Source organism: Flavobacterium sp. RSP15, from assembly GCF_003968755.1.
GTDB lineage: Bacteria > Bacteroidota > Bacteroidia > Flavobacteriales > Flavobacteriaceae > Flavobacterium.
Genome location: NZ_RYDL01000002.1, coordinates 38,876 through 55,759, shown reverse-complemented (window position 1 = coordinate 55,759; position 16,884 = coordinate 38,876). Strand labels below are relative to the sequence as shown.

9 protein-coding genes are annotated in these 16,884 nt (G+C 36.7%); 4 read left to right on the top strand and 5 right to left on the bottom strand.

From position 1 onward, the window contains the following. Positions 1–101: 101 nt before the first annotated feature. The 5 genes from EKM00_RS02565 to EKM00_RS02545 form a co-directional block, all read right to left on the bottom strand. Positions 102–1,979, bottom strand: coding sequence for a glycoside hydrolase family 13 protein (locus EKM00_RS02565; protein ID WP_126515128.1), 1,878 nt, complete (start codon positions 1,977–1,979; stop codon positions 102–104). Positions 1,980–2,192: 213 nt separating this feature from the next. Then, complete coding sequence (locus tag EKM00_RS02560) at positions 2,193–4,499, bottom strand: glycoside hydrolase family 65 protein (RefSeq protein ID WP_126515127.1); 2,307 nt, start codon at positions 4,497–4,499, stop codon at positions 2,193–2,195. A gap of 93 nt (positions 4,500–4,592) precedes the next feature. Then, positions 4,593–5,249 carry a beta-phosphoglucomutase gene (pgmB, locus tag EKM00_RS02555; RefSeq protein ID WP_126515126.1) on the bottom strand — a complete coding sequence of 219 codons (657 nt, stop codon included), beginning with the start codon at positions 5,247–5,249 and terminating at the stop codon, positions 4,593–4,595. Positions 5,250–5,252: 3 nt separating this feature from the next. After that, complete coding sequence (locus EKM00_RS02550; RefSeq protein WP_126515125.1) at positions 5,253–6,614, bottom strand: MFS transporter; 1,362 nt, start codon at positions 6,612–6,614, stop codon at positions 5,253–5,255. Positions 6,615–6,860: 246 nt separating this feature from the next. After that, positions 6,861–7,883 (bottom strand): LacI family DNA-binding transcriptional regulator, encoded by a 1,023-nt coding sequence (locus EKM00_RS02545; protein ID WP_126515124.1) that lies wholly within the window; start codon positions 7,881–7,883, stop codon positions 6,861–6,863. A gap of 233 nt (positions 7,884–8,116) precedes the next feature. Between EKM00_RS02545 and EKM00_RS02540 the strand changes: the two genes are divergently transcribed. The 4 genes from EKM00_RS02540 (at position 8,117) to EKM00_RS02525 (ending at position 16,791) form a co-directional block, all read left to right on the top strand. Next, on the top strand, positions 8,117–11,074 hold the full coding sequence (locus tag EKM00_RS02540; RefSeq protein WP_126515123.1) for a SusC/RagA family TonB-linked outer membrane protein: 2,958 nt from the start codon (positions 8,117–8,119) through the stop codon (positions 11,072–11,074). A 17-nt stretch (positions 11,075–11,091) separates the two neighbouring features. After that, complete coding sequence (locus tag EKM00_RS02535; RefSeq protein ID WP_126458356.1) at positions 11,092–12,690, top strand: RagB/SusD family nutrient uptake outer membrane protein; 1,599 nt, start codon at positions 11,092–11,094, stop codon at positions 12,688–12,690. 24 nt (positions 12,691–12,714) lie between these two features. Next, on the top strand, positions 12,715–13,827 hold the full coding sequence (locus EKM00_RS02530) for a SusE domain-containing protein (RefSeq protein ID WP_126458358.1): 1,113 nt from the start codon (positions 12,715–12,717) through the stop codon (positions 13,825–13,827). A 75-nt stretch (positions 13,828–13,902) separates the two neighbouring features. Further along, complete coding sequence (locus EKM00_RS02525; protein ID WP_126515122.1) at positions 13,903–16,791, top strand: alpha-amylase family glycosyl hydrolase; 2,889 nt, start codon at positions 13,903–13,905, stop codon at positions 16,789–16,791. Positions 16,792–16,884: the final 93 nt, after the last annotated feature.

The following is a 16,884-nucleotide window of genomic DNA, read 5'->3' as shown; positions in this document are numbered from 1 at the left end:
GAATAATTATTTTTTTGCTGGAGCTTTTTTTCAAGGAGCAGCAGTCAGTATCTGGTATTTTTTTCAGTAGTTCTCCGGATTCTTGTATTTTAGAGTGTGAATTACTTCAGTTCTAAAATCAAAACAGATTTAGGTTCGATTATTATTTCGTTCGTCACCTCAAAGGTGAGTTCAGAAATGACATCTTTTCCAGTTTTAAAGTCTTTGATATTTTCTTTGAAACGATGTGTGTTTACCGTCTTGGTTTCGTTGCTGTTGTTCATTAAAACCATTACCGTTTCATTTGCGTTGTATCTAAAATAAGCGTAGATATTATTTTCCGGAATATAATGGGTTGTTTTTCCAAAATGAACCACTGCTTTTGTTTTTCTCCATTGGAACAATTTGGCGGTAAAATCAAAATATTGGTTTTGCTCCGGAGTTCGTCCTTCCTTCGTAAAAGCATTGTTTTTATCGCCTTCCCAACCGCCTGGAAAATCAAGACGAATAGCTGCATCACCTTTGTTTTTATCACCGGCCATACCTATTTCGCTTCCGTAATACAATTGTGGAATCCCGCGAACGGTAGCCATCAAAGTCATTGCCATCTTGTATTTTCTGATGTCGTTCCCGTAGGTTTGATTGATGCGATTGGTATCATGATTTTCTGCAAATAGCAACATATTATTGACATTAGGATACAGAAAATCATTGGTGAAATTGTCATAGAGTTTTACCATTCCTTTGTCCCAAGAGCCGTCATCTTCATTGAAAACTTTAGTGACTGCTTCATATAATGTAAAATCCATTACACTTGGCAGATATGAATTGTAATTTTGTATTGCTGCAATTTTATTGTCTTTTTGCCAATACGCCATTTGCGCTTGACTTTGCATCCAGACTTCGCCTACAATATTAAAATTGGGGTATTCATCGGTTATGGATTTGGTCCATTTTGCAATTCCTTTCGGATCAGAATAATTGTAGGTGTCGACTCTGAAGCCATCTAAATCAGCATATTCTATCCACCAAATGGCATTTTGAATCAAGTATTTTAAAGTCAACGGATTCTTCAAATTTAAATCGGGCATGGATGAAACAAACCAACCGTCTATTGTGATTTTTTTATCAATTTCAGAGGCATTGGTGTCGTGAATAACTGTTCTTTTATGATTTGTTTGGGTGTAGGTGTCAAATTGATTGATCCATTCTTTTGTGGGTAAATCTTTCATCATCCAATGTTCAATTCCCCAGTGATTCGTCACATAATCCATTACTAATTTCAGGTCTCTTTTATGCATTTCGTCAGCCAATCGAACATAATCAGCATTGGTTCCATAACGGGGATCTATTTTATACACATCAGATTGTCCGTAGGTATGATACGAAAAAGCAGCGTCATTATCTTCGCAAAGTGGTGTACTCCAAATTGTTGTTGCACCTAGTTCTGCTATGTAATCCAGATTTTTTATAATCCCTTCAATATCGCCACCGTGTCTTCCTCCGGGTAATTCTCTATTGTATTTTTCTTGGGTTGAATTTTCACTATCGTTGTTTCTGTTTCCGTTGGCAAAGCGATCTGGCATCAACAAATACATCATATCCGAAGCGTCAAAGCTTTTGCGTTGCGCTGAGTTTTCTCTTCTTTTCTTAAGGCTGTATTTTTGTGTAAAGGTTTCTTCAGTGTTGTTTTTAAAGGTAAAAATCAGATCTGATGCCACCACTTTTTTAGTGTCAATGGTAACAAATAGGTAGTTGGGATTTTCCGTTCTTTTTACGTCGGTTATTTTTATGCTATTAGAAACCGTTACTTGGTTTTGAGCAATGCCTTTGCCATAAAAAAGAATTTGCAGCTCTGGATTCTGCATTCCTGCATACCAAAAAGGCGGTTCCACTTTGTCGATTTGCGCATGTACAGTTATTGACATAAAAAAAAGGAATAAAGTTATTTTTTTTAGAACGCTTCTGTTTAAGAACGGAAATTGATCTGTTTTCTTCATTGTATGTATTTTTTAGTGCTATTTAATGTTGTATTGGCTTCAAATAAAACGGATTCATGTTTGAATAGAACTATTTTCAGCATTTTAGAGGCCATTCTTTTTTTATTTAAGAGTAGTTTTCAATCGAACAATCCCAATAGATATTGGGATTGTCAGTAAGCCTAGCAAGGCTTGGGTTCAAATGATAGAATTAACTACAAGTTCTAGCAAATGTTAGTTTACGGAGACTAAATTTTCAGTAGTGACCACAAGAGTCTTGCCATTTACCACAATTTCCAATTCTTTATCTCCAAGAATTGTAAATGAAGTCTCTTTATGATTGATCGCTACTTTCAGAATTTGATTTCTAAAGTTGATTTTAAACGAATAGCCTTTCCATTGTTTTGGAATTTTTGGAGAAAAATGAAGCGTATCATCTTTAACTCTCATTCCGCCAAAACCTTCTACGATACTCATCCATGTTCCGGCCATTGATGTTATATGACACCCTTCTTCGACCTCTTTATTGTAATCATCAAGATCCAGACGTGACGTTCTCAAATAGAACGAGTACGCCATGTCCATTTTGTCTAATAAAGCGGCTTGAATCGAGTGTACGCAAGGCGAAAGGGAGCTCTCATGGACCGTAAAGGATTCGTAAAATTCAAAATTGTTTTTTAGTTCTTCTTTCGAAAAATGCTCTTCAAAGAAATAAAAACACTGCAAAACATCGGCTTGTTTGATGTATGGGGAACGCAAAATTCTATCCCAAGACCATTTCTGATTGATGGGTCTTTGGCTTTTATCCAAATCAGCTACTCGAACCAATTCTTTGTCCAAGAAACCGTCTTGTTGCAAGTACACATTATATTCTTCAGAAAAAGGGAAGTACATATTGTCCGAAACTTTTTTCCAAGACTGTAATTCGGAATCGGAGATTTTTACCTTTTCGGTAATTCTTTTGTGATCCGAAGGATATTCCAGCGACACTTTCTGAATTTGTTCGTAGGTATATTCCAGACACCATTTTGCAATATAATTGGTGTAAAAATTATTGTTTACATTGTTCTCATATTCGTTTGGACCCGTAACGCCAAGAATTACATATTGGTTTAAATTAGTCGAAAAATTCGCTCTTTGATGCCAGAAACGAGCAATTCCTATTAACACTTCCAGTCCTTTTTCAGGAATATAACTGTAATCGCCAGTGTATCTGTAAAAGTTATAAATGGCAAAAGCGATAGCTCCGTTTCTATGAATTTCTTCAAAAGTAATTTCCCATTCGTTATGACATTCCTCGCCGTTCATCGTCACCATTGGATACAAAGCTGCTCCGTTAGTAAATCCTAATTTAGTAGCGTTTTCAATGGCTTTATCCAATTGATTGTAACGGTACGTCAATAAATTCCGAGCCACTTCCTGATCTTTCGTCGCCATGTAAAACGGAATGCAATAGGCTTCGGTATCCCAATACGTTGATCCACCGTATTTTTCTCCGGTGAAACCTTTTGGACCAATATTCAATCGGGAATCTTTGCCTAAATAGGTCTGGTTTAATTGGAAAATATTGAAACGAATTCCTTGTTGTGCCTTGACATCGCCATCAATTGTAATGTCTGACATTTCCCAAATTTTTGCCCAAGCATCAATCTGGTCCTGCAACATTTGGTCATAGCCTACTGCTAAAGCGGATTGAATCACTTTTTCGGCAGCAGTAATGGTATTTTCATGGTTTAAAGAAACCGTATATCCGCCAATTTTTTGGATCGATGATTTTTGACCCTGTCCCACAATTACATCATAACTAAACTGAATTTTGTCAGCAGTTGCATCAATATTAGAAGGAGAAATTCCCGTTTTTTCACCACTTGTAAAAATGCTATTTTGCATGAAAGTGGTTACTTTGAAATGTGTTTTGAAGGTTTGTGCCGTTACAAAAGCTTCATTTCCTGATTTTCTTACATCTAGCGGTTCCCAGAATTTTTCTTCCCAGTTCGCATCTTCATTGGTTACACCAGCATCAATATAAGGTTTGTAAACGATTTTTGAATCTTTGTTCAAAGGGGTAATTTCATAATTGATAACCCCAACTTCATCCAACACGATTGAAAGAAAACGACGAATACTAACTGCGATTTCGGTTCCGTTTTTTAAAGTGGCTTCAAAAGAACGGTGGTACCAACCTTCTTTCATGTTCAGCTCCCGACGAAAGTTTTTGACTTCAGCACAGGTATTCAAATCTAATTTTTCTCCATTGATTTCAATATCAATTCCAATCCAGTTTGGTGCATTCAAAACTTTAGCAAAGTATTCCGGATACCCGTTTTTCCACCAGCCCACTTTGGTTTTATCCGGATAATAAATTCCTGCAACATAACTTCCCTGAAATGTTTCACCAGTATAATTTTCTTCAAAATTAGCCCGTTGTCCCATAGCACCGTTGCCAATGCTGAACAGACTTTCAGATGATTTTACACACTCGGCATCAAATCCTTCTTCTATGATAGACCAATTGTCTGGTTTTATATAATCTTGATTCATTTTTTATAATTTAAAAATTCAAAGATTAAAAATTCAAAAATTATTGTGATGCACAAATAATATTATCCTTTTTACTTTTTTGAATTTGTTTCGTTATTTGTTAATTAATTCTTCTATGAATTGGGTATCGATAGCTGTAAAATCGTTGAAGATGTATTTTGCTTCGTGCAAAGTAGTTGCTTCCCCAATTCCTATGCTGGTCATATTACCAATATTCGCCGCTTGAACTCCTGCGACTGAATCTTCAAAAACAATTGAATCTTCTGGTTTTATTTTTAATAATTTTGCGGCCATTAAGAATACTTCCGGATCGGGTTTCGCATTGGTCACATCATTTCCGTCTACAACAGCGTCAAAATAAGAGAGTAGTCCTGTTTTTTCCAGAATGGGTCTGGCGTTTTTACTGGCTGAACCCAATGCGATGGGTTGGTTGTTTTGTTTTAAAAATTTTAAAATTTCAAAAACTCCCGGAAGAATCTCACTTTCATTCATATCCACTAAATAAGATAAGTATTCCTCGTTTTTTTGGACTAACCATTGGTCTTTGTCTTCTTGTGAGGCGGTTACTTTTCCTAGTTCTAATATAATATCCAAAGAGCGCACCCGGCTGACTCCTTTTAGTAATTCGTTGTGTTCCAGTGTAAATTCGATATTTAATTCATTTGCAATTTTTTGCCACGCTAAATAATGGTATTTAGCCGTGTCTACAATCACTCCGTCTAGGTCGAATATAAATGCTTTTGTATTCATTGATTATTGTTTTATTAGGTCATCAACATCTTGTACTTTAACTACTAAAATAGCAGCAATCAAAAAGCTGACACCACTAGTGACTAATGCAAATATGGCATTGTCATGGTATACATATTTAACTAATGGTCCGCCAATTAAGGCATTGATAATTTGGGGAATAACGACAAAGAAGTTGAAAATACCCATGTAAACTCCCATTTTCATTGGGGAGATTGATCCGGCTAATATGGCATACGGCATAGATAGAATACTAGCCCAAGCGATACCCACTGCAACCATAGAAAGAATAAGCCAGTTTTCGTTAGGGACAAAATAGATCGAAATTAATCCAAGGCCACCAATAATAAGGGATAGGGAATGGGTTAATTTTCTTCCGATTTTTTTTGCGATATAAGGCAACGCAAAAGCATAGAAAGCAGAAACCAAATTGTAAATACCAAACAACACGCCAACCCAGTCTCCTGCGTTTTGATACGCCTCACTTTTGCTGTCCGAAATAGGTAAACCATAAATATGATGGGCTATGGCCGGAGTGGTAAAAACCCACATTCCAAACAAACCAAACCAAGAGAAAAATTGTACCCAGCTCAATTGCCGCATCGTGGTAGGCATTTTTCTGAAATCATCAAAAATGTCCAGTACGCTGGATTCTTTAGCATTGGCATCAGCCACTTTGGTTTTCTGATGCGCCATTTCGTCTTCAAATTGGGCTAGCTCTTCCGGAGAATATTCTTTGGTAGAAAAAATGGAAACCAGGATAGAACCTATAAGTATAACAGCTCCTATTACAAAAGATAAAATCAAATGCATGGGAACACCGCCATCCTTATCTCTATTGGAAACGCCAAACCAATTCGTCAAAACATAAGGCAGCCAAGAACCAATCACGGCACCGAAACCAATTAAGGCGGTTTGTACGCTAAATCCAAGTGTTCTTTGATCCGTTCTTAAATTGTCGCCTACTAAAGCCCTGAAAGGTTCCATAGCAATATTGAAAGAGGCATCCATAATCATCAACATTCCGGCACCTACCCATAAGGCAGGCAAAAGAGCAATGAAAATTTCGGCTTGCGGCATTAATATTAAACCAATGGAGGCCAACAAAGCACCCACTAAAAAGAAGGGTTTTCGTCTTCCAAATTTTCCCCACGTTTTATCACTGTAATGGCCTATGATGGGCTGTACAATAAGTCCCATCAACGGGGCAATGATCCAAAACCAGGATAGTTCGTGCACATCAGCACCAAAAATCTGAAGAATTCTGCTGGCATTAGCATTTTGCAGTGCAAAACCCATCTGTATTCCCAGAAATCCGAAACTCATGTTCCAAATTTGCCAGAAACTTAATCTACGCTTTTCCATTATCGTAATTTATAAATTAATACGATAAGCGATATGCTTATCAAAACTTGTCTTATTTTCGAAGTAAAAGTGAGGCTTTGATGGGGTAAATATAAAAATATATTTTAAACTTTTGTTTTTCAGATACAAATAAAAAGAAACATTTTTCACTACAAGGTTGTAGTACTGAATATAATACAGCTGTTTTAAAAATTAGTCACAGTTTTCAGTCGCAGTTTTATGAAGGCAACTGAAAACGTATAATATCTAATGTGTAGATTCTCTTTCTATCAGATGCGTTTCAATTACTTCAGTTTTGTAATTTTCATCTTCTTCATCTTCCTCAGATTCGAGTCTTTCAATCAGCATTTTTGCCGCTTTATTTCCCATTTTGATACCATTCTGACTTACAGTAGTAATAGTAGGTGTAGAATATTTAGAAATGATACCATCTGTAAAGGCAATAACGGCTAAGTCTTTAGGAACATTTAATCCTATTTTATTGGCAGTTTTAATTATCGTTACTGCAAAAAGTTCGTTTACTGCAAAGACGGCATCAATGGCTTTGTCTTCTAATAGTTTTCCAATGGTGATTTCGCAGGTATCAACATCTTCAATTTTGATAATAAGATTTTCATTGAAGGGGATGTCATTGTCCAGTAATGCTTTGATATAACCATCTGTGCGAAGTTTACCCACACTCACATAATCAACAGTGGTAACTAAGGCGATTTTTTTCCGTCCTTTATCAATCAAGCTCTGAACGGCTTCATAGGCTGCAGATTGATCGTCTATAATGACTTTGTCGCAAAGGATATCGTTCGTAACTCTGTCAAACATGACTACAGGCATTCCCTGATTGATGACTTCTGTAATGTGGTGAAAATCGCCTTTGAATTGGGTTTCTTTAGACAGTGACATAATGAATCCGTCAATACTGCCGTTAGCGAGCATTTCCATATTCAGGACTTCTTTATCAAAGGAATCGTCTGAGAGGCAAATGAGTACGCTATACCCGTTTTCATTGGCCACTTGTTCAATTCCATTAATGACCGTGGAGAAGAAATGATGCACAATTTCCGGGATGATAATTCCAATGGTTTTTGTTTTTCTGTTTTTTAGGCTCAGCGCAATATTATTGGGTTTGTAATTGTAAAATTTGGCGAAAGCTTGTACTTTAAGTCTGGTTTCCTCGCCTATTTCTGGACTGTTCCGTAATGACTTAGAAACGGTAGAAATAGAAACGTCTAATTCTTTGGCAATTTGTTTAAGCGTTATTTTCCTTTTCATGTGGAGAGGGAGTAAAATTTTATTTCGTAATAAAGATAAAATTTAATTTTACAAATGGTAATTAAACGGGTTAAAATTTAAATAAATCAGAAAGTTTTCAACACTATTACGTTTTCGTAACCCAATTAAAAAGGGCTCTTGTCGGGCGTGCAAAAATTTACATAAATTTAACATTCGAAGTAATAGTTACGCTTGAAAATTCAAGGAAAATTCAATTAAATTAAAGAAAATGTATGAAAACAATTTATAAAAAGTTGTTGATTTTAGTACTGCTGCTCCCTTTTAGTGTTCTGGCTCAGAATATTGTTGGCGGAACCGTTCTTGATAAAGTGTCAGGAGAGCCAATTCCGGGAGTAAACATAAATGTACAGGGTACAAATAATGGTGTTTCTACTGATTTTGATGGTAAATATCAGTTGTCTAATGTAAAAAGAGGGGATAAAATTGTGTTCTCTTATATTGGTTACACCAATACGGTCGTGACTTATGTTGCTCAAAATTCATTAAACGTGTCTTTAGAAGAAGATGCCAATCAATTAAAAGAAGTGGTGATCCAAGTGGGTTACGGGACTGTTAAGAAAAAAGATGCTACAGGAGCGGTAACCGTGCTGACTTCCAAAGATTTTAATAAAGGACCTGTTACTTCTGCAGATCAAATGATAACAGGGAAAGTAGCTGGTTTGCAGGTTATTAATGGAGGAGGTTCTCCAGGTGAAGGTGCAACTATTAGAATTAGAAGTGGCTCTTCACTATCTGCTAATAACGATCCGTTGTATGTTATTGATGGTGTACCGGTTGCTGCTGGTGGCGTAGAAGGAAGTAGAAATCCTTTGAGTACTATTAATCAAAATAATATTGAATCGATTACGGTTTTGAAAGATGCTTCGGCAACTGCTATCTACGGATCTCGTGCTTCGAATGGGGTAATTATAATTACTACCAAAAAAGGTAAAGCAGGGGAAATGCAAATTAATTATAATGCAAACTTCCAGGTTTCTGAAATCACGAATAAAGTAGATGCTTTATCAAGTACACAATTCAGAGATTTTGTAACGGCTAACGGAAATGCTGCTCAAATTGCGTTGATGGGTGCTGCTGATACAGATTGGCAGGATGAAATATTCAGAACAGCTATTGGTACAGATCATAATATTGCCCTAAGCGGTGGTTCTGATAATATAGTGTACAGAGCCTCTGTGGGATATGCTAATTTGAATGGTATCTTAAAAAGAGATAACATGGAGCGTACTACAATGTCTGCTGGTATAACCGGAAACTTCTTTGACGATCATTTAAAGATAGAATTGAATAATAATACGTCTCTGATTAATAGTAATTATAGTAATCGTGGTGCCATTGGTTCAGCCATTCGTTTTGATCCAACACAGGCGGTAAGAAATCCTGACGGAACCTTTTTTCAATGGTATACGTCTCCAACTGAAATCAACCAATTGGCAGGCAGAAACCCATTGTCTCAAATCGAACAACAAAACAGTTTTGGAACAGCGTACAGAAGCATTGGAAATATTCAAACCGAATATAAAATGCATTTTTTACCAGAATTAAAAGCAGTAGCTAATTTTGGATACGATCAATTAACAGGACGTTCATTTGGTAATACAGAAGCTAATTTTTTGAATGGACTTTCCGGTTCCGGTTTCAAGAATACGTATGAAAAAACCCAATCACGGTTCAATAAATTGATGGATTTGTACTTAAATTACAACAAAAAAGTAGAATCGATCAATACCGTTTTTGATGTTACCGGTGGGTATTCCTACCAAGATTTCAGAGAGACTTTTTACTCTTCCAATTTTAATTTTCAGAGTAATAACACTACGGTAGATCCTAATTTCCCGTCTCGTATCAACTTGCAGTCTTTCTTTGCAAGAACTAATATTAATATCGCCGATAAGTATTTAGTGACTTTGTCCTATAGACGTGATGGTACTTCAAGATTTACAGAATCGAATCGTTGGGCTAATTTCCCTGCCGTTGCTTTGGCTTGGAAACTGAACGAAGAAAACTTCTTGAAAGACGTAAGTAGTATTTCTACCTTAAAAATTCGTGGGGGTTGGGGTATTACCGGACAACAGGATATTGGAATAAGTTATCCTTCTATTCCGTTGTATTTAGCCTCTAATACTGCTGCTCAATACCCGTTTGGAAGTCAGTTTTACACTACTTACAGACCACAGCCGTACAATAGTAATTTGAAATGGGAACAAACCACTACTGTGAATGCAGGGTTGGATTTTGGATTTTTGAACAATAGAATCAATGGTAGTGTTGATTTGTACAAAAGAACTACACAAGATTTATTATTGTACACACAAAACCCATCATTCTTCGGGTTTTCAAATTTTGACAATTATAACGTAGGAACAATTGAAAATAGGGGGATTGAGATTGCTGCAGAAGTAATCCCATTTCGTTCTGATGATTTTGAATGGAGAATTGGCGGAAACGTAACCTTTCAAGAGTCTAAAATCACTAAGCTGACTACTACACTTCCTAATACGCCAGGAATTAATGTTGGAGGCTATGAAGGTGCTACCGGAAATTTTATTCAAAATCACCAAGTGGGTTATGCACCAAGTTCTTTTTACGTGTATGAGCAAGCGTATGGTGTAAACGGAAAACCTTTAGATGGGGTGTATGTTGACAGAAATCAAGATGGAATAATATCAGAGTTGGATAAATACCGTTTTCATAAACCGGCAGCAGATGTTTTTTACGGGTTTAACACTAGTGTGACCTACAAAAATTTTGATATGGGCATGAACTGGAGAGGATCATGGGGTAATTACAATTACAACAATGTGGATTCCAGTAAAGGATCTTTCAATAATATTTTGATCAGAAACACAGATTTGTCAAACGGAGTTGAAAATGTTTTGGAAACAGGTTTCAGATCTAATGATACCAAACGTTTCGAATCTGATTATTACATTCAAGACGCGTCTTTTGTAAGATTAGACAACGTAAGTGTTGGATATACTTTCAATCAAAAAGAGAATACGTCTTCATTAGTTAAATTGACATTGTCAGCACAAAATGTTTTGTTAATAACTAAATATCAAGGATTAGATCCGGAGGTTGTTGATGTTCTTGGAAGGACTCAAGGTATAGACGGAAATTTATACCCACGACCAATTACTTTCACGTTAGGTTTAAACGTTAATTTCTAATACAAATAGCAAGAAAAATGAAAAAGATACAAATAAAATTATTGGGCATTTCTTTGTTACTGTGCGTGATGGTATTCTCATCGTGTACAGATGATTTGAGCCAAGCCCCGGCAAGTAGTGTTGCAGTTCCGGGAGAACAGTTTTTTAGCACCCCGGAATCGTACAAACAAAATCTAGCCAAGTTATACGCAGGATTTGCTACTTCAGGGCAAACTGCAGCTGGTTCTCCAGATATCTCCGGAATTGATGAAGGGGAAAGTCAATACATCAGAGGGATCTGGTTGATGCAGGAATTAACAACAGATGAAGCGGTTATTGCCTGGAATGACGGAACAATAAAAGACCTTCATTCACAAACATGGACTTCTTTAGACCGTTTTATCACGGCTACATTTGCTCGATTTTCTTTTCAAATTGTAAACTGTAATGAGTTTTTAAGACAAACTACGGATGCTAAATTAGCCTCCAGAGGTCTTGATGCCGCTTTGATAGCAAAGATTAAAACCTACAGAGCAGAAGCGCGTTTTATTAGAGCATTCACCTATTGGCACTTGATTGATATGTTTGGCGGAGGTTCTTTGGTTACTGAAGATTCCCCAACGAGTTTTTACTACCCGGAATATGCGTCAAGAGCAGAATTGTACAAATTTGTGGATGCCGAATTAACAGCAATTATTCCAGAATTGAAAGCGCCAAAATCAAATGAGGCGTATCGTGTGGATCAAGCTGCTGCCTGGATGTTACAAGCTAAGTTATACATGAATGCTAAAGTATATATTGGTACTGATAATTATGCAGGAGCATTGCCTTTGATTACTAAAGTAATAGGATCAGGGTATACTTTACACAACAATTATAACCAATTATTTTTTGCGGATAATGATAGAAACGGAGCTCAAAACGAATTCATTTTTGCAATTGCTTTTGATGGACTAAGAACGCAAACGTATGGTGGGACTACTTTCTTGACGCATGCACCAGTTGGTGGTACTATGAAGGCTTCTGAATTTGGAATCAATGGTGGTTGGGCTGGTATCAGAACAACATCAGCATTTGTAAATAAGTTTAGTGAAAATACTACAGACGCAAGAGGTCAATTTTATACCGATGGACAAACTAAAGAAATTGCTGACATTGGTACATTTACTGATGGATACGCAATTCAGAAATTTAGAAATGTGACGGTAAACGGAGTTCAGGGCTCAGATAAATCAGGAGACTTTTCTGATTCTGATTTTCCAATGTTCCGTTTAGCCGATGCGTATTTAATGTATGCTGAATGTGCGGTAGTTGGTAAAGTAGGAGATCTAGGAACTGCCAGAGGATATGTAAATGCTTTAAGAACCAGAGCGAATGCTTCAACGATAAGCGCTCTTACTGCGGATGCTGCAGGTGCTAACCTGATTCTAGACGAGCGAGCAAAAGAACTGCACTGGGAAGGACACCGAAGAACGGATTTAATTCGTTTTGGTAAATTTACAGGCGGTAGTTATGTGTGGCCTTGGAAAGGAAATGTAGCGGGTGGTGCGCCAACGCAAGCATTTAAAAATTTATTTCCTATTCCTGCTACAGCATTAGCATCAAACAATAAATTGAAACAAAACCCTGGGTATTAATAAAATTTAAATAATAAATAAAAAATGAAAAATATAACTAAATCAGTAATTGCCTTATTCGCAGTTCTTACCTTGTCTTGTAGCGTAGAGGATGTAGAAGACAGACCAGTAATTCAAGGAGTGGATACTCCTGAATTAGTGGCGCCTGAAAATGATAAATCATACGTTTTACTAGAAGAAAATGCGGAAGATGTTATAGAACGTTTTGTGTGGACCAAAGCAACTTATGCTGGTAATGTAGAGATTGGGTACAAACTTTTGATGGATGTTAAAGGAGGAAATTTTACAAAAGCAATTGAATTAGGAGGAACTTCTGGAGCAACTCAAATTGAAGTAACTGTAAAAACATTGAATCAAGCAGTAATTCAATTGGGAGGAACACCTGATCAACTGGGTTCTTATGATGTCAAAGTAGTTTCTAGTTTAGCAGGAATTGAAAAAATGATGTCTAAAACTCCACTGACTATTTTAGTTAATGCGTACACTGGATTAATTCCTTACGCATTTAAAGACTGGTATTTTGTAGGCGACGCAACTGCTTCAGGATGGAACAATAATAATAAAAACCAACCTTTATTCAGAAGCGGAACAAACCCAAGTTTGTATCAATTTACTGGATTTTTCAAAGCGGGTGCATTCAAATTAATTTCTACACTTGGACAATGGGCTCCAATGTATGGTAAAGGAGATAATGGTGCTATTGTGGCTAGACCTACAGAAGCTGATCCAGATCCAGCATCTTTTACTATTGCAACGGAAGGCTATTATACTTTTACAATGAATACTGAAACATTAAAATACACTTTAGTGACGTATAATGCAGCTGCTGCTAAAACTTTCACTACCGTAGGTATCATTGGAGATAGCACACCATTAAAATGGGATGCTTCAACAGCATTAACCCAATCTACGTTCAATTCTCATGTTTGGTCATTAAATTTGTTGCCATTAAATGATGGTAAAGCTAAATTTAGAGCAAATAATGCATGGGACGTAAGTTGGGGTGGAAACACTGCTTTTTCAGGATTCCCAAATAACGGAACAAGTGGAGGTGACCTACCGGTTGCAAAATCTAAATACAAAATCTATTTTAATGATTTAGATGGTAGTTATTTAATGATTCCTAATCAAGGATAATTTATTTCAAAAATTTTTAAGGGCTATCTATGGGTAGCCCTTTTTTTTAGTTTTTAATTTAATTAATACTTAGCCATGAAAAAAAATCTACTTTTTTTATTGTTCTTTCTTTCAATTGTAGCTACTGCGCAACAACAAACCATCGCGTATTCGATAAGTCCGGCCACTTTTGAAGAAACAACATCCGTAACAATCACTATTACTGGTAATAATGTGGATGAAGCAGCTTGGGGAATTACCGGGAATGCTTTGTATATGTGGACTTGGTCTCTGGATATCAATGATGCCAACAGTATAGATTGCCCCACTAATGGCACTTGGACTGCGTCTAACGAAGCCAACCGTTTTGCCTATAATTCGGCTACGAATACTTATACTAAAACGTTTACACCAAATGTTTTTTATAACAGAAATGGAATTGGTAGAATAGGATTCCTAGTAAAAGCGAAAGATGGAACGGGAGATAAAAAATCCCAGGATAATTTTGTTGAAGTTGGTGCGTACCAAGTGACACTAAATGCACCCGCAGAAAACAGTTCGACAATTATTGCATCTGGTGGCAGTTTGAATATTTCAGCTTCTAATACAGGCGGAAATGCCAGTTATGTTTTGAAGGCAAACGGAACAACTTTAAACATAAATACAGCTGCTTCCAGTTATACTTTTAATCACACAAATATCACCGGAAATCAAATCTATGAGTTGGAAGTTACTCAAGGAACTACTGTTATTACTAAAAAATTCAGTGTGATTGTAAATACGGGAACGATAAGTGCCGCGATGGCTAATGGTTTGTTAGACGGAATTAATTACAATACTGGTGATGCGACAAAAGCAACTTTAGTGTTGGATGCACCTTTAAAAGATTTTATTTATGTAGCAGGGAGTTTTAATAACTGGCAGCCAACATCAGCGCACTCTATGAAAAAAGACCCAACCAGCGGTAAATTTTGGTTAGAATTAACCGGATTGGTCTCGGGGACAAATTACATGTATCAATATTGGGTGGGGGACGCAACTCCCTTGGCCGGTTCGCCTGGTTTAGTAAAAACTGCGGATCCTTATTCCACTTTGGTTTTATCTCCTTTTGATGATCCAGGGATTTCATCTGTAAATTATCCAAATCTTCCGGTATATCCCGTTGGTCAGGAACGTGAAGTAACCGTTTTGCAAACCGGGAAAGCTGCTTACGCTTGGAGTAGCGCCACTACAAACTTTGTTAAACCAGCTAAAGAAAAATTAGTAGTTTATGAATTGTTAGTGCGTGATTTTGATGCCAATAAAAGCTATCAGGACTTGATTAATAAAATCGATTATTTCAAAAATTTGAAGATAAATGCGATTGAATTAATGCCAGTAATGGAGTTTGAAGGTAATGAAAGTTGGGGTTACAATACCTCTTTTCACATGGCTTTGGATAAATTCTATGGCACTTCGGATAAATTGAAAGAGTTTATTGATTTATGCCATCAAAACGGAATTGCTGTTATTCTTGATGTGGCGCTAAATCACGCTTTTGGTAGAAACCCAATGCTTCGCATGTGGATGAATGATCCTGACGGCAATGGTTGGGGCTCGCCTTCCACTGAAAATCCTTATTTTAATACAACAGCGATGCACAGTTATAGTGTGGGGGAAGATTTTAATCATCAACTGCCCAGAACACAAAATTATGTACAACGGGTCATTAAACAATGGGTTGAAGAATATAAAATTGACGGTTTCCGTTGGGATTTAACCAAAGGTTTTACACAAAATTGTCCAGCGAACGTAGCTGGCGGGCAAGAAAATTGTACCGGCAGTTTACAACAAGATAGAATAGATGTATTGAAAAAATATGCCGATTATTCTTGGAATTTAGATCCAAATCACTACGTTATTTTCGAACATTTGGGTGGTAATGAGGAAGAACAACAATGGGCTAATTACAGGTTGAATGAAACGCCAAGTAAAGGCGTGATGATGTGGGGAATAATGACTTTTGACTATAACAATCTTACAAAAGGGTATGCAGGTAATATTTCAAGAATGAGTTCATCAAGTCGAGGATTTACTGCACACCGATTGATGGGCTATGCAGAGAGTCATGATGAGGAGCGCTTAATGTACAATAATGTGCAAGCAGGAAACAATACCACTCCGGACCATAATGTACGAACCCTTACTGTAGCTTTATCCAGAATGTCTGCATTAGGAGCTGTTTCTTTATTGGTTCCAGGGCCAAAAATGATTTGGCAATTTGGAGAATTAGGATGGAATTCTTCTATTTTTACCTGCAATAATGGAACTGTGAACTCTCCTTCTGATGGTACATCCGGGGATTGTAAATTAGACACTAAGCCACAGCCACAATGGACGGGTAAATGGCTTGGAGATACCAGCAGAAGCATAATTTACGACGACTGGGCAAAAATGATTACGATGAAGACCGAAGAACCTGTGTTTTTAGGAACTGTAACAATCAATAATAGCAGTTCGTTATTACCGAATATCAAAATTACCAACAGTGCACTAGCATCAACACAACTGAAAGATGTATTGATTGTAGCTAATTTTGATGTGACGCCAAAAAATGCTCCTTCCGGGTTTCCATACACCGGAACATGGTACAATTTGATGGACAATACATCTATTAATGTAATCAGTACCTCAGTTGCAATTACTTTGAAACCGGGGGAATTTAAAATCTATGGGAATAAAACAGCATCATTGGCAATAGCGGATTACGAAAAAGCACCAACGATTGTGTTGTATCCAAATCCGGCATCTGATTATTTTACGTTGAATGAAACAACTGCTAAAGTGCAGGTATTTTCTATCACGGGACAATTGGTAAAAAGTTTTGATACCAATAAAACGGCAGGATCTCAATTTTTGGTTAGTGATTTGAATCAAGGACTTTACATCGTAAAAACATTTGATGAAAATAATGAAATGAAAGTATTGAAACTGTTGAAAAATTAAGAATACCTTGAAGATTGAAAAGGCTGTCCATAAAAAGGCAGCCTTTTTTGTATAAAAAAACTGCTCCATAAATGAAGCAGTTTTTAACTACAA

Excerpts from the sequence above, each read along its gene's own strand:
- EKM00_RS02565 (WP_126515128.1), bottom strand. The coding sequence starts at position 1,979 with ATGAAGAAAACAGATCAATTTCCGTTCTTAAACAGAAGCGTTCTAAAA.
- EKM00_RS02560 (WP_126515127.1), bottom strand. The coding sequence starts at position 4,499 with ATGAATCAAGATTATATAAAACCAGACAATTGGTCTATCATAGAAGAA.
- pgmB (WP_126515126.1), bottom strand. The coding sequence starts at position 5,249 with ATGAATACAAAAGCATTTATATTCGACCTAGACGGAGTGATTGTAGAC.
- EKM00_RS02550 (WP_126515125.1), bottom strand. The coding sequence starts at position 6,614 with ATGGAAAAGCGTAGATTAAGTTTCTGGCAAATTTGGAACATGAGTTTC.
- EKM00_RS02545 (WP_126515124.1), bottom strand. The coding sequence starts at position 7,883 with ATGAAAAGGAAAATAACGCTTAAACAAATTGCCAAAGAATTAGACGTT.
- EKM00_RS02540 (WP_126515123.1), top strand. The coding sequence starts at position 8,117 with ATGAAAACAATTTATAAAAAGTTGTTGATTTTAGTACTGCTGCTCCCT.
- EKM00_RS02535 (WP_126458356.1), top strand. The coding sequence starts at position 11,092 with ATGAAAAAGATACAAATAAAATTATTGGGCATTTCTTTGTTACTGTGC.
- EKM00_RS02530 (WP_126458358.1), top strand. The coding sequence starts at position 12,715 with ATGAAAAATATAACTAAATCAGTAATTGCCTTATTCGCAGTTCTTACC.
- EKM00_RS02525 (WP_126515122.1), top strand. The coding sequence starts at position 13,903 with ATGAAAAAAAATCTACTTTTTTTATTGTTCTTTCTTTCAATTGTAGCT.